Origin of the sequence: Vibrio sp. HENC-03, from assembly GCF_000305755.2 — a bacterium.
Classification (GTDB): domain Bacteria; phylum Pseudomonadota; class Gammaproteobacteria; order Enterobacterales; family Vibrionaceae; genus Vibrio; species Vibrio owensii.
Genome location: NZ_JH976125.1, coordinates 16,924 through 40,412, shown reverse-complemented (window position 1 = coordinate 40,412; position 23,489 = coordinate 16,924). Strand labels below are relative to the sequence as shown.

The 23,489-nt window shown below is 45.4% G+C and carries 20 protein-coding genes; 7 read left to right on the top strand and 13 right to left on the bottom strand.

Annotated features, from left to right (window positions below; genetic code table 11):
* Positions 1–65 precede the first annotated feature (65 nt).
* Positions 66–785 (bottom strand): 3'-5' exonuclease, encoded by a 720-nt coding sequence (locus VCHENC03_RS08300; protein WP_009706878.1) that lies wholly within the window; start codon positions 783–785, stop codon positions 66–68.
* An 8-nt stretch (positions 786–793) separates the two neighbouring features.
* The gene (locus VCHENC03_RS08305; protein WP_005438856.1) at positions 794–2,683 is read right to left on the bottom strand and encodes a DUF294 nucleotidyltransferase-like domain-containing protein; all 1,890 of its coding nucleotides are present in this window, start codon (positions 2,681–2,683) and stop codon (positions 794–796) included.
* 218 nt (positions 2,684–2,901) lie between these two features.
* Between VCHENC03_RS08305 and VCHENC03_RS08310 the strand changes: the two genes are divergently transcribed.
* Positions 2,902–3,543: an outer membrane beta-barrel protein gene (locus tag VCHENC03_RS08310; protein WP_009706877.1), complete on the top strand. Its 642-nt coding sequence runs from the start codon at positions 2,902–2,904 to the stop codon at positions 3,541–3,543.
* A 119-nt stretch (positions 3,544–3,662) separates the two neighbouring features.
* Here VCHENC03_RS08310 and VCHENC03_RS08315 read toward each other — a convergent pair whose 3' ends face one another.
* The 4 genes from VCHENC03_RS08315 to VCHENC03_RS08330 form a co-directional block, all read right to left on the bottom strand.
* Positions 3,663–4,853, bottom strand: coding sequence for an amino acid aminotransferase (locus VCHENC03_RS08315; RefSeq protein ID WP_009706876.1), 1,191 nt, complete (start codon positions 4,851–4,853; stop codon positions 3,663–3,665).
* Positions 4,854–5,035: 182 nt separating this feature from the next.
* Positions 5,036–6,502 (bottom strand): HD domain-containing phosphohydrolase, encoded by a 1,467-nt coding sequence (locus VCHENC03_RS08320; protein ID WP_032802919.1) that lies wholly within the window; start codon positions 6,500–6,502, stop codon positions 5,036–5,038.
* A gap of 523 nt (positions 6,503–7,025) precedes the next feature.
* Positions 7,026–8,747, bottom strand: coding sequence for a solute:sodium symporter family transporter (locus VCHENC03_RS08325; protein WP_009706874.1), 1,722 nt, complete (start codon positions 8,745–8,747; stop codon positions 7,026–7,028).
* 133 nt (positions 8,748–8,880) lie between these two features.
* Positions 8,881–10,983 (bottom strand): alpha-galactosidase, encoded by a 2,103-nt coding sequence (locus VCHENC03_RS08330; protein ID WP_032802893.1) that lies wholly within the window; start codon positions 10,981–10,983, stop codon positions 8,881–8,883.
* Between the two features lie 232 nt (positions 10,984–11,215).
* Between VCHENC03_RS08330 and VCHENC03_RS08335 the strand changes: the two genes are divergently transcribed.
* The gene (locus tag VCHENC03_RS08335) at positions 11,216–12,277 is read left to right on the top strand and encodes a LacI family DNA-binding transcriptional regulator (RefSeq protein ID WP_009706872.1); all 1,062 of its coding nucleotides are present in this window, start codon (positions 11,216–11,218) and stop codon (positions 12,275–12,277) included.
* A 143-nt stretch (positions 12,278–12,420) separates the two neighbouring features.
* Here VCHENC03_RS08335 and VCHENC03_RS08340 read toward each other — a convergent pair whose 3' ends face one another.
* Both VCHENC03_RS08340 and VCHENC03_RS08345 read right to left on the bottom strand, forming a co-directional pair.
* Positions 12,421–12,720, bottom strand: a complete 300-nt coding sequence (locus tag VCHENC03_RS08340; RefSeq protein WP_005438842.1) for a hypothetical protein — start codon at positions 12,718–12,720, stop codon at positions 12,421–12,423.
* A 200-nt stretch (positions 12,721–12,920) separates the two neighbouring features.
* The gene (locus tag VCHENC03_RS08345; protein WP_020196940.1) at positions 12,921–13,151 is read right to left on the bottom strand and encodes a hypothetical protein; all 231 of its coding nucleotides are present in this window, start codon (positions 13,149–13,151) and stop codon (positions 12,921–12,923) included.
* A 176-nt stretch (positions 13,152–13,327) separates the two neighbouring features.
* Between VCHENC03_RS08345 and VCHENC03_RS08350 the strand changes: the two genes are divergently transcribed.
* The 3 genes from VCHENC03_RS08350 to VCHENC03_RS08360 all read left to right on the top strand — a co-directional run bounded on the left by VCHENC03_RS08350 (position 13,328) and on the right by VCHENC03_RS08360 (position 15,452).
* On the top strand, positions 13,328–14,731 hold the full coding sequence (locus VCHENC03_RS08350; protein WP_009706871.1) for an aminotransferase-like domain-containing protein: 1,404 nt from the start codon (positions 13,328–13,330) through the stop codon (positions 14,729–14,731).
* Between the two features lie 84 nt (positions 14,732–14,815).
* Complete coding sequence (locus tag VCHENC03_RS08355; protein ID WP_009706870.1) at positions 14,816–15,037, top strand: hypothetical protein; 222 nt, start codon at positions 14,816–14,818, stop codon at positions 15,035–15,037.
* 31 nt (positions 15,038–15,068) lie between these two features.
* Positions 15,069–15,452, top strand: a complete 384-nt coding sequence (locus VCHENC03_RS08360; protein ID WP_009706869.1) for a hypothetical protein — start codon at positions 15,069–15,071, stop codon at positions 15,450–15,452.
* A gap of 49 nt (positions 15,453–15,501) precedes the next feature.
* Here VCHENC03_RS08360 and asnS read toward each other — a convergent pair whose 3' ends face one another.
* Both asnS and VCHENC03_RS08370 read right to left on the bottom strand, forming a co-directional pair.
* Complete coding sequence (gene asnS, locus VCHENC03_RS08365; protein WP_009706868.1) at positions 15,502–16,902, bottom strand: asparagine--tRNA ligase; 1,401 nt, start codon at positions 16,900–16,902, stop codon at positions 15,502–15,504.
* Positions 16,903–17,088: 186 nt separating this feature from the next.
* A complete protein-coding gene (locus VCHENC03_RS08370; RefSeq protein ID WP_009706867.1) occupies positions 17,089–18,714 on the bottom strand; it encodes a methyl-accepting chemotaxis protein in 1,626 nt (541 codons plus the stop codon).
* A gap of 531 nt (positions 18,715–19,245) precedes the next feature.
* Between VCHENC03_RS08370 and queD the strand changes: the two genes are divergently transcribed.
* Positions 19,246–19,608 carry a 6-carboxytetrahydropterin synthase QueD gene (gene queD / locus VCHENC03_RS08375; protein WP_005376896.1) on the top strand — a complete coding sequence of 121 codons (363 nt, stop codon included), beginning with the start codon at positions 19,246–19,248 and terminating at the stop codon, positions 19,606–19,608.
* Positions 19,609–19,739: 131 nt separating this feature from the next.
* Here queD and VCHENC03_RS08380 read toward each other — a convergent pair whose 3' ends face one another.
* Entirely contained in the window at positions 19,740–20,525 is a 786-nt protein-coding gene (locus tag VCHENC03_RS08380) for a response regulator transcription factor (protein ID WP_009706866.1), read from the bottom strand.
* A 265-nt stretch (positions 20,526–20,790) separates the two neighbouring features.
* Between VCHENC03_RS08380 and VCHENC03_RS27840 the strand changes: the two genes are divergently transcribed.
* The gene (locus VCHENC03_RS27840; protein ID WP_009706865.1) at positions 20,791–20,928 is read left to right on the top strand and encodes a hypothetical protein; all 138 of its coding nucleotides are present in this window, start codon (positions 20,791–20,793) and stop codon (positions 20,926–20,928) included.
* A gap of 55 nt (positions 20,929–20,983) precedes the next feature.
* On the opposite strand, the gene VCHENC03_RS08385 is transcribed toward VCHENC03_RS27840, so the two are convergent.
* Positions 20,984–21,451, bottom strand: coding sequence for a GNAT family N-acetyltransferase (locus tag VCHENC03_RS08385; protein WP_009706864.1), 468 nt, complete (start codon positions 21,449–21,451; stop codon positions 20,984–20,986).
* Positions 21,452–21,558: 107 nt separating this feature from the next.
* Positions 21,559–23,274: a cyclic di-GMP phosphodiesterase TpdA gene (tpdA, locus tag VCHENC03_RS08390; RefSeq protein WP_009706863.1), complete on the bottom strand. Its 1,716-nt coding sequence runs from the start codon at positions 23,272–23,274 to the stop codon at positions 21,559–21,561.
* Positions 23,275–23,489: the final 215 nt, after the last annotated feature.

Sequence of the window (23,489 nt, the reverse complement as noted above, 5' to 3'; positions counted from 1 at the left end):
ATGGAAAGAGAAAAGGAGCCAATTGGCTCCTTTTTGTTTTATCTAGAGATAATATTTTCGCTTCTCTACAGCCACAAGCTACTGATGGGTTGCTCTTCACTGTAGTGGTGGGCAATTTGCGCTTGAAGTAATTCAGCGGTGGCAATGGCATCCGTTAACGCATGGTGTGGCGTGTAATCCGGAAGGCCATAACGACGTCGTGATTGTGCTAAACGTAAGGATTTCGGCTTGTTACCCTTTAGCTTATTCCACAAACCACCAGATGTTCTTTGTTGAATGTCCTCTTCAATTTGCAACGTATCCAGCACAGGGAACTCAATGCCTTCGCCGATACGAGTACGCAGTGCTTGAGCGAGAAACTCTCTTTCAATACGGCGATAATGTACCACGACAATCTTTCCCGCCAAGCTTTCAAGTAATGGTCCGAGAATCTCCCCCAAATCCGGAGCATCAATCAATTCACTGTGAGTGATACCATGAATGATGACCGATTCCTCATCGAGTTTTTCTTGTGGGCGTACTTTCCAATGTTTCGCTTGGCGCAAGAAAATTCGATTGAGATTAAAAGGCACCAAACCTATGGTGATGATGCCATTTTTCTGCGGATTTAAGCCCGTCGTTTCGAAATCGAGTGCCACGAATTCCACTTGGGACAACGGGGTTTCCGGCACGGGTAACGCCTTTCCATAAAAGGCAATTAACCGATCATCTTTCGCTTGCTCCAACTTGTGTTGAAACTTGGTATGCCATTGAATGGTCGGCTTTTGAAACAACTTTTTTATCATTCCACGCCTCACTTAAACTTGTTGCTGGCCTGATAACGGAACTTAAGGAAGTTCTGACCATTGCTGAGGATCTGGAACGCATCTTTTAGGTTGCGGCGTTCGAAGTCCGACAGATTTTCAGGCTCAATGTTGTTATCTGGTTCAATACCCAATTCAACATCGATCGCTTGGTGACGGATACGCACCATAGAGATGAACTCCATCGCGTCTTTCAAATCCTGAGCACGGCCTTTTGGCAAAATGCCCGCATCAATGATGTCATCGAGTCGTTCAAATGAGTTCTGAGCGCGTGATCCCACCGCCAACGAGTGAACGCGTATTAAGTCCACAAGAGGAGCTGTGCCACGACGTTTCAAGTTGATCGAGTTTTTGTGCTGGCCATCTTTTTCCATCACAAAGTCTTTAAAGAAGCCCAGTGGTGGGGTTCGGTTCAACGCGTTGCGAGCCAAGCACGCTAGGAAGCGGTTGTTCTTACGCGCGCGTCGAACAATGAAGCTCGTTAATTGTTCTGCCCATTTTAAACGACCATAAACGCCATCCAAATCGAAGAAGATTGATGCATTGAGCAAGGCTTTCGGGTTCGGGTCGTCAATCCAATCGGCGAAGCACGCTTCCCACTCTGAACGTGTCATGCGCCACTCTGGGTTGGTCGCCATGATGTCACCGGTACAATATTTGTAGCCACACACGTTCAAACCATCACTAACGTATTGCGCGAGTGCTTCGAAGTATTTCCCGTGTTTTTCCTCTTGATAGGTATCGTCAAGAATGATTGCGTTGTCTTGGTCTGTGACCAGTAATTGCTCATCACGGCCCATGGAACCAAGGGCTAGGAAACAATAAGGGATTGGCGGTGGGCCCAATTCTTCTTCTGCCATTTCGAGCAGGCGTTGCTTGAAGCTTCGGCCAATAACGGACATCGCGCTGCCGACCATGTGAGAGTTGGCGTCTTCGTTAACCAGACGAACAAAACTGCTTTTCACTTCGTCAGCGACAATGGCCAAATCTTCAATGGTTTGTTGTTGGAAGATACTACTTACTAACAACAGTGAGTTTTGCGATTCGTAACGAACAATGTCGGTCGCTTCGATGATGCCAATAGGCATTTGATCTTTTACAACCGGCAAGTGGTGAACGTTGTACCGAAGCATGGTCAGCATCGCTTCATAAACGTAAGCGTTGTGATCGAGAGAGATAACCTCGGTCGTCATGACCGTTGATACTTCATCGAGGGGCGACAAACCTTCTGCCAAGACGCGGGTACATAAATCGCGGTCGGTGATAATGCCGACGACAGGGGATTGTGGATCGTCTTCATCGAGCACAAAATCAGGGTCAACGATCAGCAATGATGACACATTATCTTGCGCCATTAACTGTGCGGCTTCTTGAATCGTTTGGCCACGCTCGATGGTTGGCGCGTCACGTGTGAGGAGCGTTTTTACTTTCGAGGTCGTTAGATCGTTCGCGTCGTTGTTCTCTGAAACCGCTTGGCGCAAACGAGCGCTGTTTTCTACTTCAACAAAATCTGCGAATGAATCGAAGTTGTCGTACAGTTCTTGGAAGATATCTTGAGGAATACAGTAGAGCAGGGAGTCTTCAATCGCTTTTACTGGAAAGCGAACTTTGTTGTTGGTAAGAAGACCCATCTGACCAAAAAGGTCGCCTTCGTCGAGCCGGTTATACAGTTCACCTTTACGTCGATAGACTTCAACTACACCGCTGCGAACCATGTAAAGATCGTGGATCTGATCGCCGAAATGAATGATAGGGGTGTCTTGACGGTAGTAAGAGATTTCGATGTTCTCTGTCACTTTGGTGAGCGTTTCTTCCGGAAGCTCGTTGAATGGGGGATACTTGGCGAGAAAGTTATATATCTCGAGAAGTTCTGCTTCCATTAAGGTGCCTTTTGGTTTGCAAGTGATAGGGTAATCTTAACTTAGTTTTAAAACAGAATCTTATCGGATCACTGTTTTTCGTGCGCAATGATAAGATTCAGACAAGTCGCACGGCAAATCCTAATTAATTCGGCTACGCTGTCATCAAGATGCCGAATTAAATCAATACAATGGCGTTTATAGAAGAGTTTTGGATGACACTCATGGAAGGAAGTAGAATGGTAAGACTATTACTCGCTGCACCTCTTGTAGCATTACCAATAATGAGCGTTGCCTCAGAAGCAGAACAAGCAGAAAAATTTGGTTACGAGCACATCAATTTAGATGTCGGTGCCGGAACCACAAATGAAGAATGGCTAGATAATTCCAACGCCACGACGCTAGGGTTGGGCGGCAATTATTTGATTCGTGATAATTGGCTACTCAATGTGGATTATTCCGCACAATTTTTCCACCCAGACGATTTCACTTTGCGTATCGACCGTTTAATGTTTGGTGGTGGTTATCGTTATGGCATCAATGAGCAGCTTGATGTGTATGGTATTTACGGCCTTGGTGCGATCAAAGCGAAAGCAACGGATGACAACACAGACCGTACCATTTCATCTGACAGTGAGTTTATTCAAGGTGTCACCATTGGTGCGAATTATCTATTCAGCGAGAAGCTAATGGCTACGGCGGAAGTACATTTAAACCGCAGCGATATTGTTGACGAGAACAACTACAAAATTGGCTTCAACTACCAGTGGCATCATGTTATCGGCACGGGACTTTACTACCAATTCCGCGACACGGATTATGAAGGCCAACCCTCTGATCATATCAATGAAGTAGGCATTAGCTTCAAGTTTATTTACTAGTAGCAGAAGATAAAGACATCGCGATTTCTATCGCGGTGTTTTAAACAAAACAGCAGAAACTAAAAAGGTCAGCAATTGCTGACCTTTTCTCATTCTAAGCGGTTTTCGCTAGAGAGCGATTATAGAACCGCAGCGATACCTTTACATAGAGGACCCATGTTTGACTTCGTCATGCCTGCTACGCTGATACGGCCAGAGCCAACAATGTAGATTGCAAACTCTTCCTTCAGACGGTTCACCTGCTCTTTAGATAGGCCAGAGAACGAGAACATACCGTTTTGGCGCTCGATGAAGCTGAAGTCCGCGTCTACACCTTCTGCTTTCAGAGTTGCAACGAACAACTCACGCATCTCTTGGATACGATCACGCATTTCTGCTACTTCAGCTTCCCATTCTGCGCGCAATTCTGCATCGCCAAGAATGTGAGTCACAACCGCACTGCCGTGCGCTGGTGGGTTAGAGTAGATAGAACGGATGATCGCTTTCACTTGCGAGAATGCAGTTGTTGCGACTTCTTCTGATTCAGCAACTAGAGTGAACGCACCTACACGCTCATTGTAAAGACCGAAGTTCTTAGAGAAAGAGCTCGCCACAAGGATTTCTTTGTTGTATTTCGCGAAAATACGAAGGCCAGCTGCGTCTTCTTCTACGCCTTTTGCAAAGCCTTGGTATGCAAAGTCAAATAGAGGAAGCAGTTTCTTGTCTGCTACTAGTTTAGCCAGTGTTTCCCACTCTTCTGGCGTTGGATCGATACCAGTAGGGTTGTGGCAGCAGCCGTGCAGAAGAACGACATCACCTTCTGATGCAGCTTGCAGATCTGTCAGCATCGCATCAAAGTCTTTGTCTTTTGTTTCAGCGTTGTAGTAGCTGTATTGCGCGGTCTCAATGCCAGCAGCAGTGAATACGCCGTTGTGGTTTGCCCAAGTTGGGTTGCTGATCCAGATCTTAACTTCGCCAAGTTGACGCTTGATGAATTCACCAGCAACGCGCAGAGCGCCTGTACCACCTGGTGCCTGTGCTGTTTTAGCGCGCTTACCAGCAACGATTTCAGCATCTGCGCCGAAAAGCAGTTTTTGCACTGCTAGACCGTATTCTGCTGTACCTTCGATTGTTAGGTAAGATTTGGTTTTTTCAGTTTCAATCAGTGCGGCTTCGGCTTTTTTAACAGTCGCAAGAACAGGGGTTTCGCCTTGTTCGTTCTTGTAAATACCAACGCCTAGGTTAATTTTTTCAGCGCGAGCATCTTTTTTAAACTCTTCAGTGAGTCCAAGAATAGGGTCGGCCGGAGCGGCAACTACTTTTTCAAACATAATCTTCATCCATGTTAATCGAAGGGGTCTGCTGACATTTATACCTTTCAGCAATATTCGTTACAACAGTTAGTGAAAAGAAAACTTAAAAAAGTTTTGATTTGAAACAGAAATCTAACATAACCAATGCTTTTGACATAAAAACCCCTCTTAAGATGCGTTATAAGAGGGGGGATAAGTAACTAAGCGGCTATGTTTTGTTCATCTTGATATTGATGAGCGATATGTTGAAATTGTGTTTCGACAGCGAGAAAAGCATCGACGATTTGCGGGTCGAAATGTTTGCCACGGCCTTCAAGAATGATCGCTTTCGCCTTGTCATGACTGAACGCTGGCTTGTAAACACGTTTTGAAATTAGCGCGTCGTAGACATCTGCCAACGCCATGAGTCGACCAGATAGTGGGATTGCTTCTCCCGAAAGTTGGTTCGGATAACCGCTTCCATCCCACTTTTCGTGGTGTGTTAGCGCGATCTCTTTCGCAACTCGCAAAAATGAGCTACTTCCTAGCTGTTTTTCAGCAATTGACAACGCTTCGGCACCAATTTCAGCATGACCCTTCATGATCTCAAATTCTTCGTCGGTCAATTTACCCGGTTTGAGTAACACACTATCAGGCACGCCGACTTTACCAACGTCGTGAAGTGGAGCCGATTTATACAACAGTTCAATGTAATTGGGAGTCAGTAACATACGATGTTGTTCAAACTGGCTTAAGTGCTCTGCCAGCACTTTGACGTATTCCTGCGTTCGCATAATATGCGCGCCAGTTTCGTTATCGCGAGATTCTGCCAAGGCGGATAGGCTGACAATGGCAACGTCACGCGTCGTTTTCACCTCGTCTTGCGAAACTTGCAAGCTGTCTAGCATTTGGTTGGTGAGACAGGCCATTGAGCCAAGCTCATCATGTTGGAATACAGGAAGGCGTTGAGTCACCTTGCCTTGAGTGACTTCCAATAATGCTTGTTCTTGGCTAAACAAAATCTTCCGCATTAAGCGAGTCCAAAGAATCATTATCGCGATCACATATCCACCAACGACAAGAGCTATGTAAACCAGCTCCTTAATGAAACTAATTTTCCCTAATCCATTGGCGATTTGTTCCGGATTCTGTTCTAGCCAATAAATGTCTTTTACAGCGACCATGGTCAAAATCGCCGTTAAGGTAACCAGCAAAGCGATCATCATTCCGATCATCTGTTTGACCATAGATTGACGTTGCCCTGAGAGGACAAAATCGAATTGGTTTTGCTGGCGCAAGTCATTAAATTGAGACAATTTGCTTTGCAGTTGGAGGATAGAACCTGTCAGGAAGCCAAACAGCCCCATGCCAAACAAGACTTTTACATTACTATCGAACGTAAAGTCATACTGAAGGTTGTAATAAGCCGCGAAAGGGATGCTAACCGCAGTAAACAAAATCGTATCTAGCTTAGCTTGGCGGTTTTGTGCAATTAACGGGTGTGTTGCGAGAATGAAGTGGCGCACTAAATAGATGAAGGTAAACACCACGGCGCAGTGCAAAATGACTTCGTAAACGCTGAGCGTACTGAGCATCGGACATACGCGTCCGCCATAGGTGCCAAAAAAGAATGCAGCGGCCAAATAAAGTTGCAATGTAAGCGGTGTGTTGTAGTTAGTATTCGCCATGATTAACCTTTCTAGGAACATCCTCAACATCATTATTTTCACTCTTGGTTGCGCTTCTAGAGAGGAATTTGGTTATGTTATCGATGCTGTTGATTGATCTGTCACTTGTAAAATCAAAGACCTGCGATTCTAACGATAGATTTCATAAAGCGCTATAAGGACAGAGAAAGGGAAACGGGGTGCATCTTTAACTTGAAAGTAAAACCGCACTTCGACTTGCCTCAAAGGGACTTCATGAATGTGAACAGAGCGGCGAAGACAAGGTTGCATGAATATCGAGATTTCTAGGTTTTATAAAGCCTGATGATGTATTTGTGTAATTTATTTAAAGTTGTATTTGAATTACATTGCTCTATGTATTTGTTCTTCCAATGTTGCGTTTACCTCGAAAAATCCGAAAGGTTAAAAATGACCTCGAGGAGACATTTCTTTCCTCAAAAGCTCGTTGTTGATGACGAAGTTTCGGTAGAAAACAAAAATCGGAGTTAGTGCTCCGATTTTTATGTGTGCAATCTAAGTCGACTTAAGGCATGTACATGTCATTAAGCTTTGACACTTCTTTGTGCTTTCTACGTTTGATGAAGTAGTTAGAAGCCACACCGAACATCAAGACCAGACCACAGAAGCCGTACACTTGCATGATGGTCGGATCGCTTGAGACAAAACCAAAGTCTGAGAACATTACGTAAGCGCCCAATACCATGTAGATGATGACCGCTGATGCTTCAAAGCGGAATGACCATGGAGTCACATCGATATTCTCATTTACTGGCATTACGTAGTCTGTATCACGTGGCATGAAGTGACCAATCGCAAACATCAGAGCAGTACACACGACGAATAGAATCGCCAATTGGTGTAGGAAGTGGATTGGTGTACCAAAAACCAATTGCATCGCAGCGTAAGAACTAACAAACACGACCAAAGCAACTTTAGCGGCAATAGCAGGAACACGCTTTGAAATGTAGCCCACAAACACGATAGTGAAGATCGGCACACTAAAGAAGCCCGCAACCATTTGTAGGTATTGGAACAAGCCTTCTGGTGCGTACATGATGAAAGGCGCAATACAGACCGAAATGATCGCAATGATAACGCCGAAGATACGACCTTTCCCGACTAACTCCTCATCCGATTTGTCTTTGCCAAATAATGGTTTGTAAACGTTCAAAGCAAACAAGGTTGTTGAACTGTTCAATACGCCGTTAAAGGTACTTAGGATTGCGCCGAACATGACCGCAACGAAGAAACCAACAAGCGGCTTAGGCAATACTTCGTTCACCAAGCGTGTGTACATCGTATCTGGGTTGCCCGCATCTGCACCAAACATATGGAACGCAATGATGCCCGGAATGATTAGGAAAAGTGGAGAGATAACTTTAATCGCACCCGCCAGAATCACGCCTTTCTGACCTTCTTTCAGGTTCTTCGCGCCAAGTGCACGTTGGATAATAGATTGGTCAGTACCCCAGTAGTACAAGTTCACCAACAATAGACCTGTGAACAGGGTAGAGAACGGCAGTGGATCGGTTTCTTTACCCACGGATTGTAGCTTTTCTGGTGCGGCTGTCAGCAATACGTCTAAACCTTCCATAAAGTTACCGCCGCCTAATGCCATCAGACCAAATACAGGGATCATCAAACCGCCGGTGATCAAGCCTACGCCGTTGATCGTGTCTGCAATTACCACGGCTTTTAGACCGCCGTAAATCGCGTAGAAGAAACCCAGCAAACCGATAGTGGCAGAAATAAGGGCGATAGAGCTGAACTCAGAAATGCCCAGTAAACCTTGTACATCAAAGATTTCACCCAGTACCACTGCGCCAGCGTAAAGAGTGGTAGGTAGAATGTTGATGACGTATTGGCACAAGAACAACAGGGTAACGAACTTCTTCACCGACATGTCGTAACGGCTTTCTAAGAAGTCAGGAATGGTGGTGATGCCTTGCTTGAGGTAGCGAGGAACAAGCAGCAGCGCAATGATAACCAGTGTGACGCCAGAGGCCACTTCCCAGCCCATCACACTCATGTTGTGGGTGTAAGATTGCGCACTCATACCAACAAAGCTGGTGGCACTCAGGTTGGTTAGAATCAAGGAGCTGGCAATCAGACCGCCTGTTAAGCTTCGTCCACCAAGGAAGAAGCCGTCTTGAGAGGTGTTTTTATCGTTTTTAACTTTGCTGTAAGTGAACACCACAACAAAGCCTGTAAACAGCAAGAACGAAAGTAATACTGTAATAGACATTTTGTTTCCTTAACAAGTTAAGCAATTAAGTTTTGCTTGTTAGTTGCAGGGTGTCCCTCTAGCGCGTATAGGAGTGTTTTATCAGGAACAACGCGAAGTTGAAACCCGGTCGCTAGAGGGCACAGGTAGAGGTTTAAATTTTCTTAAGATGAACAATGAGCGCCGATTCTGGATCGAGAATCGGAAGCGTCACCCCAATTTCCTTTAAGTTATCGCCACTTAACGTCAGGGTTTTGTCTAGCCATTGCGGACGTTGTTTCATCAACTGGAAGCTGGTTTTTGGCATTTCAACAATCTTGACTTCGTAACGGGCGTTTTCATCCGCACAGCTAACGCGAAGTGGAGATGGCAGCGCATGATTTGGCATGGCCAACTGACACACCGTAATCAGCATTTCTTGTCCGTTCTCAACGCCATAGATGTTCTGGTTTTGATCGGCAGGATCAATTCGGAAAGTACGTCCCGAATGAAGCAAATCGCGATACTGTTTGTGCAGTTGAATGTAATGAGCAAACGCTTGTTTTTCTTCCGCGCTTTCTTTTACTGGATCGAGCTCCACACCCATGTGACCACTTAACGCCGTCACGCCACGCATGTTGATCGCATGGCGACGATTGGTTGAGTGACACTCTGCAGGACCAATGTGAGCGCCCATGACTTCAGGTGGGAAGAAGTAACTCATACCACGTTGAATCGCTTGACGTTCCAGCGCATCGTTACAATCAGAAGCCCAGAAACGGTGAGTTCGTTTAAGGATTTCAAAATCAATACGACCACCACCCGAAGAGCAAGACTCAATTTCAACCGCAGGGTGCGCTGCTTGAAGCTCGTCCAGCAAGCGGTAAAGCGCTTTAGTTTGACCATGCACAGCAGGTTTACCTTGATGTCCTGGTTGAACCAATTCACGGTTCATGTCCCATTTCAGGTAGCCGATGTTGTAACGAGTCAGTAAGTCATTCAAACGCTCAAACAGGTAGTTGAAGCAATCTTGATTTTGCAAATCCAACACGTATTGCCAGCGACCTGAAGGCTGGTGGTAGCCTTGCAGACTCAATACCCAATCTGGATGTTGGCGATAGAGGTTTGAGTCTTGGCTGACCATCTCTGGCTCTACCCAAAGACCAAACTCCATGCCTTTGTTGTTTACGTGCTCGATGACAGGCTCAAGACCATTCGGGTACTTCGTCTCATCTAAGTACCAATCACCAAGCGCTGCGCGTTCGCCATCACGGCCTATGAACCAACCATCGTCAATGATGAAGCGCTCGACACCCATTTCAGCGGCTTCGGTTGCCATCTGCATGATGTATTCAGGTTTGTGATCGAAGTAGATGCCTTCCCACGTGTTTAAGTGAACAGGGCGAGGTTTGTTGTTTGGAAATTGGATAATATTGGCACGAACAAACTCGTGGAATCGCTCTGATATTCCATTCAACCCCGAGTTACTGTATGTCGCGTAAAGCCATGGTGATTGGTAGGTTTCACCGCTTTGTAGACGCTTTTCACCAGACAGTAACAGTTCACCAGCTTGAACAAAGCGACGACCGTCACTGCGAACGTCGGCACGAAGTTGGTGGTTACCACTCCAACCAAGATGGAAGCCCCAAACTTGCCCCAATTGCTCACTAAAGCCATTAGTGCCCGCGAACAAACTTGGGAAGTTTTCGTGAGAGGTGCGACCGCGACGGTTTTCTTGCATAAAGCCACCATGCTCAAAGCTCAAACGCTGAGTTTGAAACTCATGACACCAACGCCCGTGGAACGTCATCAGCTCGTTTGCATGGTTAGGAAGTGGCAGGGTAGAGGAGAGCTTACCCAAGCAATACTCACCGGCAGTCGTGTTTTTCACGGTGATGCGTTTTTGTAGCACATCACTGTTAAAGTCCAGTTGTAGCTCAATCAATAATTCAAGACCAGAAATGTCATCTTGCAGAGTAAATGTCGCGCTGTTGTCATTGTGCTCAATGGATGTGGTTGTGAACACTGGCGCCCAGTCTTCGCCATTGCGATGCCCCTCAATCCCAGGCGCATTAAAGTGACCGCTACCCAACTCAGGGCAGAGTGATAACGGTACGTCGACATCAAGGCGAGCCTGCGAGATAGGACGCTCGGTTGAGAGCATTAAATCGGGATCGATTTGAGCGATCTTTGTGCCCCAATGAAGGATTTCAGGAACACGATCCACTTTAATGATCATGCTGTGATTCTTGGATTTTAAGTGAACAATTTTTTGCATGTTGTTTCTCTGTTTTCGCAAACATTTAATCTGCAAATAATCATGCGCTTGTTTGGTTTTATTTCGATTAAATAGCCGTTTAAATGTGACTTTGAACAGGTTTTAGAACGCGGTTTTGTGTGCTAGATCTGCTGTTTTCGGGAACATTTTTTCATGTTTTTTACGACATTGTTCACGAGAACATTCGAATGAATTTGGTAGAGTGAACAGCAAATCAGAATAGGAGAACGCAGTGGCAGTTACGTTTAAAGATGTTGCACGGTTAGCTGGGGTTTCGACGCAAACCGTATCGCGCGTAACTAATGGCGCAGATAACGTCGCAGAAGAAACACGAAAACGAGTCAACGACGCAATCAAAAAGCTTGGCTATGTGCCGAACAAAGGGGCACAAATGTTGAGCCGAGCGAAGTCGCGGATCATCGGTATTGTTTCTTTGGATATCTCACTGCACGGTGTGGCTCTTATTGCTAATGGCGTGCGCAACCAAGCGCATGAGATGGATTACGCGACGGCGCTGGCAGTGTTAGGTGACAACTCCATTGAGGAATTCCGTAGTGCAATCCGAGAGCTTATTGCCCAACAAGTTGATGCCATTATCATCAACGCCCCGGTAACCAGAGAGATGGCAGAGAATCTAGTGGAGCAGTTCAGTCAGCTCACGCTGGTTTTTATTGATGTACCAGAGGGGACACCCGTCAACTCTCTCAGTTGTGATCATAAAGCTGGGGCAAATTTGGCTATCTCTCATTTGATTGAGCACAAGCGCGAATCCTTTGTGTGCATTTCTGGCCCCAAGGCATCCACCGCTTCTCAGATTCGTTACCAAGAGTGGCAATCACAGATTCAGCAACATGAACTGGTGCAAGCGGCGTACTATGAGGGGGATTGGCAAGCAGCCAGTGGCTATAACGCAGTTAAAGACGCCGTGTTAAAAGGTGTACCTTTTGATGCTGTATTGGTGGCGAATGATCAGATGGCGCTTGGCGTGTTATGCGCGCTTTCGGAGGCGGGTATTAATGTACCTAAAACCGTGTCTGTGGTTGGGTTCGATGGTATTCAAGACAGCCAGTTCTTCTCACCTCCTCTGACTACGGTTAAGCAAGATTTCAACGAACTTGGACGAAGGGCGGTCAAACTAGTACTGAGCCAGATGGAGAAAGGGCAAGGCGTTGTGTCAGAAGTTTTGCCTGTCAGCTTGGTTGAGCGACAAAGTACATCAGCAAAGGCGGACACGCTTTATGACAAGCAAGAAATACTGGCGCACTTAGAGAACATTCGCCGTCTGTTACCATAGTGGGCCTTTCTGCCACTGAGCCAATCTATGAAGGTTCAATGTTGGCTGGAGTGAAACTAGGCCAAAAATGATATCGGCAGACAGAAGAAAGCCCCGACATTGCGGGGCTCTATTTTTGTCTCTGATGTTAACAAGCGCAGAGCTTATTTCTTCAGATTCATTTCAGATTCGTGTGCATTGGTTTCGATGTCTGGGTTAGAAGACAGCTTACCTGTTGCCCAGTCATTCATGTGTTTAAGGATCGCTTTTAGGGCATGCTTTTCTGTTGGCGCTTCAGAAGCTTCTACTTCTAGTTTTTGCTTAGGGTGAGAACCTGTTGCGTCTTCAGCTACGTGCAGCCAATCTGGGTGCCAGTAATAAGGCTGACCTGACGAAGTGCTCCAAGAGTGAACACCGTTAGATTCGCCTTTGTATTGGATATCGTTTTCGTTGTATTTCGTCATTATTATCGTCTCTCATAGTCATGAGTTGAGGTGTGCGTCACCATTACACTATAAATGTAACAGATGTTATCGGAATTAATGTGACTGCTATCGATTTATCTTGCTGATAAATAAGCCAATCCGCTGCACAGCTCTCATTCAGATAGATTTATTGATTCTTCATGGCAATAACCACCTGAAAAATAGGTACTTAATTTACCCTATTGCCCGTTCAGATGTTTGATGATCGCCGCTTTCGCATGTTCTTCTGTCGCGGTTTCACCCTCAGGTACCTCTAACTCAGCCTTAGGGTGAACGCCCAGTGCGTCTTCTGCAATGTGAAGCCAGTCTGGATGCCAGTAGTAAGGGTTGTTGCCTTCTGGGTGATCCCAACTGTGAACGCCTTTATGTACACCTCGATAAGAGAGGTCATCCATCGTAAACATTTTCATCATTTCCTCCCGCAGAATTTCATGCCTTTGAAAGTATGGAACATAAATTCTCATTTCGTAACGGGAATTGATATCACTAAGATTGATTAATTACGTTTCGAGTTTGATAAGTGTGATGTCGTTATAAAGGCGCGAAGTATGCTAATGTGCGCTCGATAGTCAGGAATGAGGGAAGCATGAACCGATATCGCCAACTGGCTGAGTTGTTTAAATCTCAGATCCAACAAAATACTTGGAGAGCAGGAGAAAAACTGCCCTCGGTGCGAATGACGAGTCGCAACCATTCGGTGAGCGCAGGAACAGTACTGCAAGCTTATCAATTGCTCGAAGCGCAAGGTTGGGTGGTTGCTAAGCCTCAGTCTGGTTACTTCGTTACTGCGGAGTTGGATAGGCTAGAACCAAAGGGGGCAGAGAAAAACGCTTATCGTGACTCGGTTAATGATGAGCTTTATGATTTTTTGAAGCATCAAGGGTCACCAGAGTCTATCAAGCTTGGTTCGGCTTTTCCTGATCCAGCCTTGTTTCCGTTGGAAGCGTTAAACCGTAACCTCGCCAGTTCTGGGAGAAAAATGGGGCCAGATACGCTGTTAGATAATCTTCCTCCAGGCAGTGAATCGCTACGCCGCTTGATTGCGCAGCGCTACATTCAACAAGGCTTGAACCTAACCCATGACGATATCGTGATTACTTCGGGCGCATTAGAGGCACTGAACCTTAGCTTACAAGCAGTGACTCGCCCTGGAGATACGGTTGTGATTGAATCGCCGACCTTCTATGGGGCACGGCAAGCGATTGAGCGACTCGGTTTGAACGTAATTGAGATCCCTGTTGATGCGCAGCATGGCCACTCAATAGAGCAACTAGAATGGGCATTTACCAATAGCGATGTACGCGCTTGCTGGTTGATGACGAACTTTCATAATCCGACAGGTACTTCACTTTCTGAGCAGAACAAGCAGCGTATTGTCGAGCTTGCGAACCAGTATGATGTGTATCTGATCGAGGATGACGTCTACGCTGAGCTCTATTTTGCGGATAAAAAGCCAGCATCACTGAAAAGCTTCGACACCCAAGAGCGAGTGCTCCACTGTGGTTCACTATCAAAAAGCCTTTGTCCCGGTTATCGATTGGGGTGGGTGGTTAACAAACGCTTTAATGAACCGATTCAAAAACTGCAGTTAATGTCGACGCTCTCTGGCAGCGCGCCTATCCAACAGGGCGTGGCGCATTATCTTCAAAACGACAGTTACGATAATCATCTAAGAAAGTTACGTAGAACGTTGCAGCAGCGACAAGAACGCTTCGTTGCCCTCATCAAAACATACCTTCCTCAGACAGTGAATTATCACCTACCTTCGGGTGGGTATTTCTTGTGGCTAGAACTGCCTCAAGGTGTGGATAGTAAACAACTTTATCAAACACTCTTGAAAGAGCAGGTGACCGTGGCTTATGGAAAATTGTTTTCTGTCGACGAGAAGCTTGAGCACTATTTGAGATTGAATACTTCTTTTTCTGATAGCGAGCATTTAGAGAGTGCGATCAAAAAGTTAGGCAGTCTTGTGCGTGAAGCAACTGTTTAGTGTTTTTTTGGTCAAACTGTATCAGCGCTTTTCTAACCAGCTGTGCTTCAATCATCACTAGAAACCTCTATACAAGGAGTGATGATGAAAAAGCAGTTGGTAAAACATGAGTTACGATTGATCGCAGTAGCGGTTTTTAGCGCTTTCTTGTTGGTGTTTGCTCACCTTATTTTAGCGAAATCTTTTTCTCATATGGCGTGGACGGAGTACACAGCCGCCGTTATTCCCTTTATTATGTTTGGCTTGTGCGTGTTAGGTGTGAAGTATGCAGCTAACGCTGATAAAGATGATGAGAGTGAGCCATAACGACTCATTACAAACAATAGGGAAGAGCGGAATGAAGAGAGTGTTATCACTTGCGCTGTGCCTTGCGGCATTTGGTGCTTCAGCAGGTCAAAATAGTGAGCCTAAGTCAGTCACGTTGAACTATGACCAAACCCAGCTTGTTGCTGAGATTCAACCAGACAATCACTTTGAAGCACGAATTGACAATGAACAAGAACGCATCGACTTTTCTGGTTCTGTCGATAAGCTCCATCCAGATTACACGCTGGAAGTGTCCGTGATACAAGCAAGTAAGCTTCAACGCTCTACCGCTCAGGTCAATACGAAAGTACTGATAAAGCAAGGTGAAAGACAATCGCCTTTGACCATCGGCAGTGTTAACGGCAAGAACGTGAGTGTGTCACTTAATGAGTTACGTTCGCTAAAGACAAAATAAAAGACCTCCACATGGGAGGTCTTTTTAATTCTGTATCACTCAGTGGTGATTAGAAGTTCGCAGAGCGAGGAGTACGTGGGAATGGGATCACGTCACGAACGTTGCCCATACCTGTTACGTAAGATACTAGACGCTCGAAGCCTAGACCGAAGCCTGCGTGTGGCACTGTGCCGTAACGACGTAGGTCGCGGTACCAGCTCATGTGCTCAGGATCGATACCCACTTCACGCATACGTGCATCTAGGATGTCTAGACGCTCTTCACGTTGAGAACCACCGATGATTTCACCGATGCCTGGTGCTAGTACATCCATCGCTGCAACTGTTTTACCGTCATCGTTAGCACGCATGTAGAATGCTTTGATGTCTTTCGGGTAATTCTTAACGATTACAGGCGCTTTGAAGTGTTCTTCAGCAAGGAAACGCTCGTGCTCAGAAGACATATCGATACCCCATTCAACTGGGAATTCGAACTCACGACCTGAATCAAGAAGGATCTGGATTGCGTCAGTGTAGTCAACTTGCGCGAAGTCAGAAGAAACGAACTGCTCTAGGCGAGTGATCGCTTCTTTGTCGATGCGTTGAGCAAAGAACTCAAGGTCATCACGACACTCTGCAAGCACTGCTTTGAACACGAACTTCAGCATGTCTTCAGCCAGTTTAGCCACGTCGTCTAGTTCTGCGAACGCAACTTCAGGCTCAACCATCCAGAATTCCGCTAGGTGGCGGCTCGTGTTTGAGTTTTCAGCACGGAAAGTAGGACCGAACGTGTAAACTTTGCTTAGTGCACAAGCGTAAGCTTCTGCGTTTAGCTGACCAGATACAGTTAGGAACGTTTCTTTACCGAAGAAATCTTCGTTGTAATCTACTTTGCCTTCTTCAGTGCGAGGTAGGTTTTCCATGTCTAGCGTAGATACGCGGAACATTTCACCAGCACCTTCAGCATCTGAAGCAGTGATTAGTGGCGCAGATACCCAGAAGTAACCTTGCTCGTGGTAGAAGCGATGGATCGCTTGAGATAGACAGTTACGTACACGTGCTACTGCACCGATTACGTTTGTGCGCGGACGTAAGTGCGCTACTTCACGTAGGTACTCGATAGAGTGACGAGTTTTTGCCATTGGGTAAGTGTCAGCATCTTCAACCCAGCCTACAACTTTAACGTCTGTTGCTGCTAGTTCGAAGTCTTGACCTTTCGCAGGAGAGGCAACAATCTTACCAGTTACTTCAACAGAGCAGCCAGTAGTTAGCTTTAGTACTTCGTTGTCGTAATTATTAAGATTATTAGGGACCACGGCCTGAATCGGGTCGAAACAAGAGCCGTCATAAATGGCAAGGAAAGAGATTCCAGCTTTGGAATCACGACGTGAACGGATCCAGCCACGAACAGTTACTTCACTGTCTACTGCTAGCTGACCTTTCAAAACGTCTGATACAGGCGCGTAAGTCATGTTTTCAATATTCTCCATTGAGGTAAAAATTCAACTCAACACTTAAAAGTGCCTGTCTCTAAATAAAATTGTGCAAAAAACAAGCGAAGTGTTGAGTTGGATAGAATTTTTTAGATTCATCGAAACATATTACCTGTCAAATCGTCAGCTTCAACCTTTATATTCATTTTGGAGGGGAGAATTTTCCTATTTATTCCTCCTTTGTTCCTCCGACAGGGTAAATTGGTTAAGTAATGACTCCAAACGTTCAGAAAGGTGCTCCAAATCGACGCTGATCTCGCGAGTATGCGATGCGGATTGAGAGGTCTCGTTTGCGTGTAAGGTAATCGTATCGACTTTGGCTTGAATGTGTTTACTCACACCGGAAGTGGTTTGAGTCTGCTGCTGAATGTTTTCGGCATGCTTCAACACTTGATGCATTTCATCTACTACATTTCTCATTGTTGCCGACAATGCTTCGACATCGAGAGAGCGTTGATGGGCAAACTCACACACACTATCGACCGAACTGAGAGACTCTTCACTGCCTTGTTGGAATTGCGAAATGATGGTTTCGATATTGCTGGTGGCTTCCGCTGTACGGGAGGCAAGATTACGCACTTCATCAGCGACGACAGCAAAACCTCGGCCTTGGTCACCTGCGCGCGCTGCTTCTATTGCTGCGTTTAATGCGAGTAAGTTTGTTTGTTCAGCAATGCCTTTGATCACACCAAGAATCGAAGATACCTCTTCCGTTTGTTGATTTAACGTCGTTATCTTTTCACGCACTTTGTCGATGTCGGTGACTAAGCTCTTAATGTCTTCGCTGACATGATGCGCTTGGCCAGCGCTGCTTGTTGCGACATCGACGGTGTGATTGACTAAAGTTGTGGCGTCAATAGTCGCTTGCTCGACAACACTTTGTTGGTCAAGCATTCCTGTAATGTTGGCCTGGACTTCGTTGGTTTCTACTTGTTGGTTATCGGCGGCCTCATCAGTGGATTGAGCAACATCGGTGAGTCTATTTGCTGAACCTGCGAGGGAATGTGAAGTCTCACGAACCTGTTCGAGGCTTTCACAGACCGTATCCATAAAGGAATTAATAGAATCGGACAGTTGTCCAACTTCATCCTTTTGACTGTGTTCCAAACGTTTACAGAGATCTTTGCTAGCACTCACGTTAGACATAAATCGCGAGGTTCTCTGAATAGGGCGAACAATGATCTTGCGAATCAGCCCCATGGTGATCAAGAAACCGACAAACGCGATCACCGACATGATGCCCATTGCAAACATGGCTTGCTTGTTAATCAGCGAGTTGACGTGGTTCATATTGTACTCAAGACGAATCGCACCGAGTACTTCACCCTCAGGAGCGATATGACAAGAAACACAGTTCGTACCACGGTAGTTTTCGCTCGACTTCATCGGTAACGCAACAACCAAGCCTTTTCCCCAGTCTGCACTGATTGGCTCAATTACTAACTCTCCGCTAAGTGCACGTTGGTCTATATCATCAACAGGCTTTTGATTGGCATCACCAGGACCATAGAATTTAGAGACGGTATCAGCACGTAAGACGCGTACCTGCTCTATGCCTTCCTGAGCTAGGGCTTTTTGACGCAACGTTTCTTTCTGCGACATGGTGCCGGTTAGCATCATCATATTTAGGCTATCGAAGTAGTTGCTCGCCTTATCGTGGAGCTGTTCACTAAGGACATCATTGATGAGCGTTTTTTGTTGATAATATTGGTAGCCCGTCGATACCGCTAGTACACAAGTGAACACCGCAATAAGAGCGAGTAGGAGCTTAAAGGTTATAGTTGAGCGCATATTTTTATAAGTGTATTTGGAACGAACGCCACAATATTAAGGGGTTAGCGAAATTTGAGCGATGAATAGCCCGAATGAATGTGACCCCAAACAGAGTAGGGTTATGTAAATGTGATGTAAGTAGTGTGTAATCAATTGTTTGGCGTGGTGCCAAAAATGCGACAGTGAAAAAAAGGGGCTCAAATTGGGTCAGTAATTTACGCCTTTAACCCATCGTTAACCCGAAATAGGTTAGGGTAGCGTCCGTTTTCACACGTTTACTTCAAACGCGCGTGTGAAGGCACGGGTAATCTAACCACCGGCCCTGCGTTAGATTCCTAAACCATCACTTTTCTGGCATTTTCCAGACTTTGGCAATCATCTCCTCATAGGTGATTGCCTTTTTTATTTTTGAGTATTTTGTGTGATGACATCCTCGCTGACCGACTTTAACGATTGCGCTCGTAAGCTTTGTGGCAGCTATTGATAAAGGTTGTCATTAAAGGGTGAATTCCTTAGTATTGCGTGTCTTTTTAAAGCCTGAGAATCAAGATGAAAACAGAATTATACAAAGAGTTTATGTTCGAAGCGGCACACCACTTGCCACACGTACCAGAAGGTCACAAGTGTGGACGCTTACACGGGCACTCTTTCCTTGTTCGTCTTTATGTAGAAGGTGAAGTAGATCCGCATACAGGTTGGGTTGTTGATTTCGCAGAGATCAAAGCGGCATTCAAGCCGATTTACAACCGCCTAGACCACTACTACTTGAACGATATTGAAGGTCTAGAAAACCCGACTAGTGAAGTACTAGCGAAGTGGATTTGGCAACAACTTAAGCCAAGCCTGCCTCTACTGAGCAAAGTAGAGATCAAAGAAACTTGTACAGCCGGTTGTATCTACAAGGGTGAGTAAGTTCCCTTTGCATTCCTATTAGAAAGGCAAGCCACTCGGCTTGCCTTTTCTTTATCTGTTTATCTGGGTTTGCTCTTTTTTAGCAAGGCTAAATGGCTAACCTAGACCAAATGTCGACAGAGTAAGATGCGTTAGTAACCTATGCCATTGCGAAGCGCGAACTGCACCAAATCTGCATGGCTATCGAGCTCTAACATATCCAGCAGTCGGTACTTGTGTGATTCGATGGTTCGAGGGCTCAGGTTCAACTCGGTGGCAATCTCTTTTGCCGATAAGCCTTTCGCCAACAAACCCAGCACATCACATTGACGGTGGCTCAACCTTAGCATTCGATGGTTTTCGTTATCCGTCTTCATATCTGGGCGATGCAAACTGCGGTGAAGCTTTGAGTGCTGCCAGAAGGATAACCACATATGGGAAATGAACGTCACTTGCTCCAACTGCGTTTCGGTTAATCCACAGCGGCCGCTACCAAACAACGTAAAAGACAGTCCGCCCCAGCGTTGACCAAATTGAGTTAATGGAATCGTATAGTGGCAACATGCGCCTTGGGCAGAAAGCATACGCAAAACGACAACATCACTAGAGGCGAGCTTGTCTTTGTCGAAGATTTGAATCTCTTCAGAGTTGCCAATCAGGCGCAGGTAGCGCTCACCGTCTTCCACGCCGACCTGCTCAGCAGTCAGGATCTTGTGAGGTGCTCGCGCAACGGAAAGGGTTTTCCCTTGATTGAAGAAAAGCATGGAGTTCGGGAACATCGTCATGCGATCGATCTCAAACCAATCCATTGCTTCAAGCATGAATTGTTCGAGTTGGCTTTGACATTCATCTGCATGAGAAGTCGTCAAACTCTTCGCTTGACGCATCATGAGTGCTTCAAAACTGGTTCCTGTCGTTTTACCTATATCGCTGCCCATAAAAACTGGCTCATCTTATCGTTTTTTATAAATGCAGTAATTTTACTCTACATCCTGTTCATATCATTCTGCAGAATGGCTCCCGCATTAATTCGAAGTTTTTCGAATAACATACACTATATCCGTTTTATCTCAAGGAGAGAGTTCACGCACGTATGAGCAAAGAGCTCCAACTGCATGGATATCGTGGCTTTTTTTAAAATTATAGTTATTGGTGAATGGCGAGCAAGTCTCCGCCGCTTAATCATAGTCCGGAGAGGTTTTAATGAAAATGGTAAAACTGCGTTACCGCACAGGTTCACACAGTAGGTGGGTTGAAGTGGTAGTATCAACGTTTGTTGCTGAAGAATTAGCAAAAGAATACACAGGTTACGGCTGGCAAGCGGAAGTAATGGCAGTATGACTTAGTAAATAGGCAGGCTCATAAAGAACCTGCCTATTTTCATTTAAGGGGCAAATCAGCTTAATGCGTGGCGCAAGATCAGCGCTTTTCCACTCTCTTCATAAATCGTTTTCTGGGTGTTTTCAAACCCCGCCGACTCAAACAGTTTAATACCGACTTTATTTTGGTTTGCGACCGTTGCGCACACCGAATTGCTTTCCGCATCAATCGCGTAGCCATACATCATCAACTTTTGCAGTGTCGACGTACCAATTCCTTGTTGTTGGAATCGCTTGTCGATCATGATGTAACTCAGGCCCAATTCATGACGCTTCGCAAAAGGGGCGTGTTGAGCAAACGCTTTATCAATCACCAAGTACCCGACAGTTAAGTAGTCGTGGAAGATGGTGTAAAAGACTTCTGATTTCGTCCTATTTTGGTAAGCCTGTTCAAATGGCTTAAAAAATCCTTTTTGATTTTCATGCACTTCCAATTGCATCAAGCTAGCAAAATCCTTTAGCTTGGCAGGTTTAATGGCGATCATGTTCTGAATCTATTCAGAGGCGGTAAACACAGTACCGCCATTATAGTTGTGGATATTAAAAGTACGCAATCTGGTTATGTACAGATTTTGTCAATAAATTGAGGGAACTAGCGGCAAAGTGGATAGTAGAAACCTTGATGGATGTGGGCGCCCAATGTGGTGAGGAGATGCGCACATTCTGCCGTTTCAACCCCTTCTACGATAACCGTGCAGTGATAGGTATGACCCATGGCAATCAACTGGCGCAGTGTCTCAACCTTCTTGTCATCTTGCTTCAGGTTCATCACAAACAAACGGTCAATCTTAAGGTAGTTGGGCGTGATGTGGCTGATAAGCTCAACGTTGTTATTCCCAGTACCAAAATCGTCAATACTGATCTTGCAACCCATCTCTTTGAGCTTGCTGATGTTGTCGAAGATTTCTCGGGTGTAATACATTGAGGCGTTCTCGGTGATTTCAATGGTCAGCAATGAGCAATCGAGTTGGTTAAGCTGTCGATACAAGCGAGTAAAGTTATGGCCTTCAAGCAGAGAAGGGCACACATTAATGCTCAATGGCGCAAGGAGCGATTTCGAGTCACCGAAGACGGTTTTGATCACCAGTAGCGTGTGGTTTATCAGCAATCCGTTCGCTATCAAACTCTCTATAAATCGTTGAGTGTTTCTAACTTTAAAACGGGACAACACCTCGTAATGGATATTCTGCCGGTTAGACGTATTGTGGATTGGTTCTAGCTTGAGATTGAACTCGCGGATTGCCCACATGTAAGTCAGCAGTGAGCGCAGCTTTTTATGCCTGATAGCGAACATTAGTATGAAGCTCAAAATCAAGATGCTCGTAATAGGGCCAGAGACGTAATAGATCTCTTTATAGCCATTGTCGTTGACGTTGTAGAGGAAGGATTGCCCACGAGTATCACCGATTTCTAACGCTGTACCGGTGTTAGTACACACTTTCATCCCGGATAAGAACATGCGAGACATGTGACTCTCAATGTTATTCGACAAATTAATGTTCTTTACCCGAACAAGAACTTGAGCTCCATCGAAAACAAAAGAGTGTGTGGTGTAACTGTCGTTATTTAACCAAGTCTCACGGTCTCTTTCGTTGACCGGAACCACAGCTTCTGGCGTGACTAAGCAGCGAATATTGTGCTTGTCTGTCATTAAAGCGGACTCAACCAATTGCACGTTATCGAATAAACCACGAAGCTGGTCTTCATGTTCAAAACAGCTACGCTGAGCAAGGTCGTGGGCAAATTCCATCGCGCCATCGAAATAGTTTTGTCTGACGATGGTGCTGATGGTGTAAAAACACACCGCGACATAAAGCAGCATGGTAAACGTGATAAAAAACAGCAGATTGAAGTAAAGCGCTCGGCTTCGCAAACAAATGCCTATCGCCATTCTAACGCTGTGCAGTGCGTGTTCGTGGATTCTTGATTGCTGCAGTAGTCCATCTTTTTGCGCGTGTTGGCTATCGTAAGGCACAAAATATCCCTTTCGGTGGATGTTTTCGATAAGAGACTTTTGCGTCTCGACGTGGTTCTTCGTCAGTTGTCTGAACTTCTTTCGTATCGACGCAACAGCGTTCTTAAATCCATTTTCCGGCAACATCAAGTGATGTTGCGATGACAACTTCTTTTCGATTTTCCTCTGACTGATAGGCGCGTTTAAGCTACCAAAAGCGGCAATGGTGCTGAGGATTAAATATTCAATTCTGTTGACGGGGATAGCGGAGTGAATGGAGTTATTGAGCTGTAATGAAAGTTCTTTTTCGGACAAGCAAACGCAGATTTGGTTTCCAAGTTCAAACCTAATCATGTGTTAAAGCGCTCCAGGATTATTTTTTGAATACGTTATCAATATTGGGTTAGCAGGTATGTGACCTTCTACGGGCATATCCTAAACTTCTGGATATAGTCGTAATTTTAGATTTTTTTATAAAGCTCAATCTAGAGGGAATTTTTCTTAGGTGGGGTTTTAAAGGAAAAAAGCAAATGAAAAAAAGCCCGAGCACATGGCTCGGGCTTTTCAAT

Bases quoted from the DNA above. Each gene is read 5' to 3' on its own strand.
- VCHENC03_RS08315 (WP_009706876.1), bottom strand. From the start codon at position 4,853: ATGTTTGAAAAAGTAGTTGCCGCTCCGGCCGACCCTATTCTTGGACTC.
- VCHENC03_RS08385 (WP_009706864.1), bottom strand. From the start codon at position 21,451: ATGATCGCCATTAAACCTGCCAAGCTAAAGGATTTTGCTAGCTTGATG.
- tpdA (WP_009706863.1), bottom strand. From the start codon at position 23,274: ATGATTAGGTTTGAACTTGGAAACCAAATCTGCGTTTGCTTGTCCGAA.
- asnS (WP_009706868.1), bottom strand. From the start codon at position 16,902: ATGACTTACGCGCCTGTATCAGACGTTTTGAAAGGTCAGCTAGCAGTA.
- VCHENC03_RS08300 (WP_009706878.1), bottom strand. From the start codon at position 785: ATGATAAAAAAGTTGTTTCAAAAGCCGACCATTCAATGGCATACCAAG.
- VCHENC03_RS08380 (WP_009706866.1), bottom strand. From the start codon at position 20,525: ATGGGCAGCGATATAGGTAAAACGACAGGAACCAGTTTTGAAGCACTC.
- VCHENC03_RS08360 (WP_009706869.1), top strand. From the start codon at position 15,069: ATGAAGAGAGTGTTATCACTTGCGCTGTGCCTTGCGGCATTTGGTGCT.
- VCHENC03_RS08355 (WP_009706870.1), top strand. From the start codon at position 14,816: ATGAAAAAGCAGTTGGTAAAACATGAGTTACGATTGATCGCAGTAGCG.
- VCHENC03_RS08305 (WP_005438856.1), bottom strand. From the start codon at position 2,683: ATGGAAGCAGAACTTCTCGAGATATATAACTTTCTCGCCAAGTATCCC.
- queD (WP_005376896.1), top strand. From the start codon at position 19,246: ATGAAAACAGAATTATACAAAGAGTTTATGTTCGAAGCGGCACACCAC.
- VCHENC03_RS08320 (WP_032802919.1), bottom strand. From the start codon at position 6,502: ATGGCGAATACTAACTACAACACACCGCTTACATTGCAACTTTATTTG.
- VCHENC03_RS08310 (WP_009706877.1), top strand. From the start codon at position 2,902: ATGGTAAGACTATTACTCGCTGCACCTCTTGTAGCATTACCAATAATG.
- VCHENC03_RS08330 (WP_032802893.1), bottom strand. From the start codon at position 10,983: ATGCAAAAAATTGTTCACTTAAAATCCAAGAATCACAGCATGATCATT.
- VCHENC03_RS08340 (WP_005438842.1), bottom strand. From the start codon at position 12,720: ATGACGAAATACAACGAAAACGATATCCAATACAAAGGCGAATCTAAC.
- VCHENC03_RS08325 (WP_009706874.1), bottom strand. From the start codon at position 8,747: ATGTCTATTACAGTATTACTTTCGTTCTTGCTGTTTACAGGCTTTGTT.
- VCHENC03_RS27840 (WP_009706865.1), top strand. From the start codon at position 20,791: ATGAAAATGGTAAAACTGCGTTACCGCACAGGTTCACACAGTAGGTGG.
- VCHENC03_RS08350 (WP_009706871.1), top strand. From the start codon at position 13,328: ATGAACCGATATCGCCAACTGGCTGAGTTGTTTAAATCTCAGATCCAA.
- VCHENC03_RS08345 (WP_020196940.1), bottom strand. From the start codon at position 13,151: ATGAAAATGTTTACGATGGATGACCTCTCTTATCGAGGTGTACATAAA.
- VCHENC03_RS08370 (WP_009706867.1), bottom strand. From the start codon at position 18,714: ATGCGCTCAACTATAACCTTTAAGCTCCTACTCGCTCTTATTGCGGTG.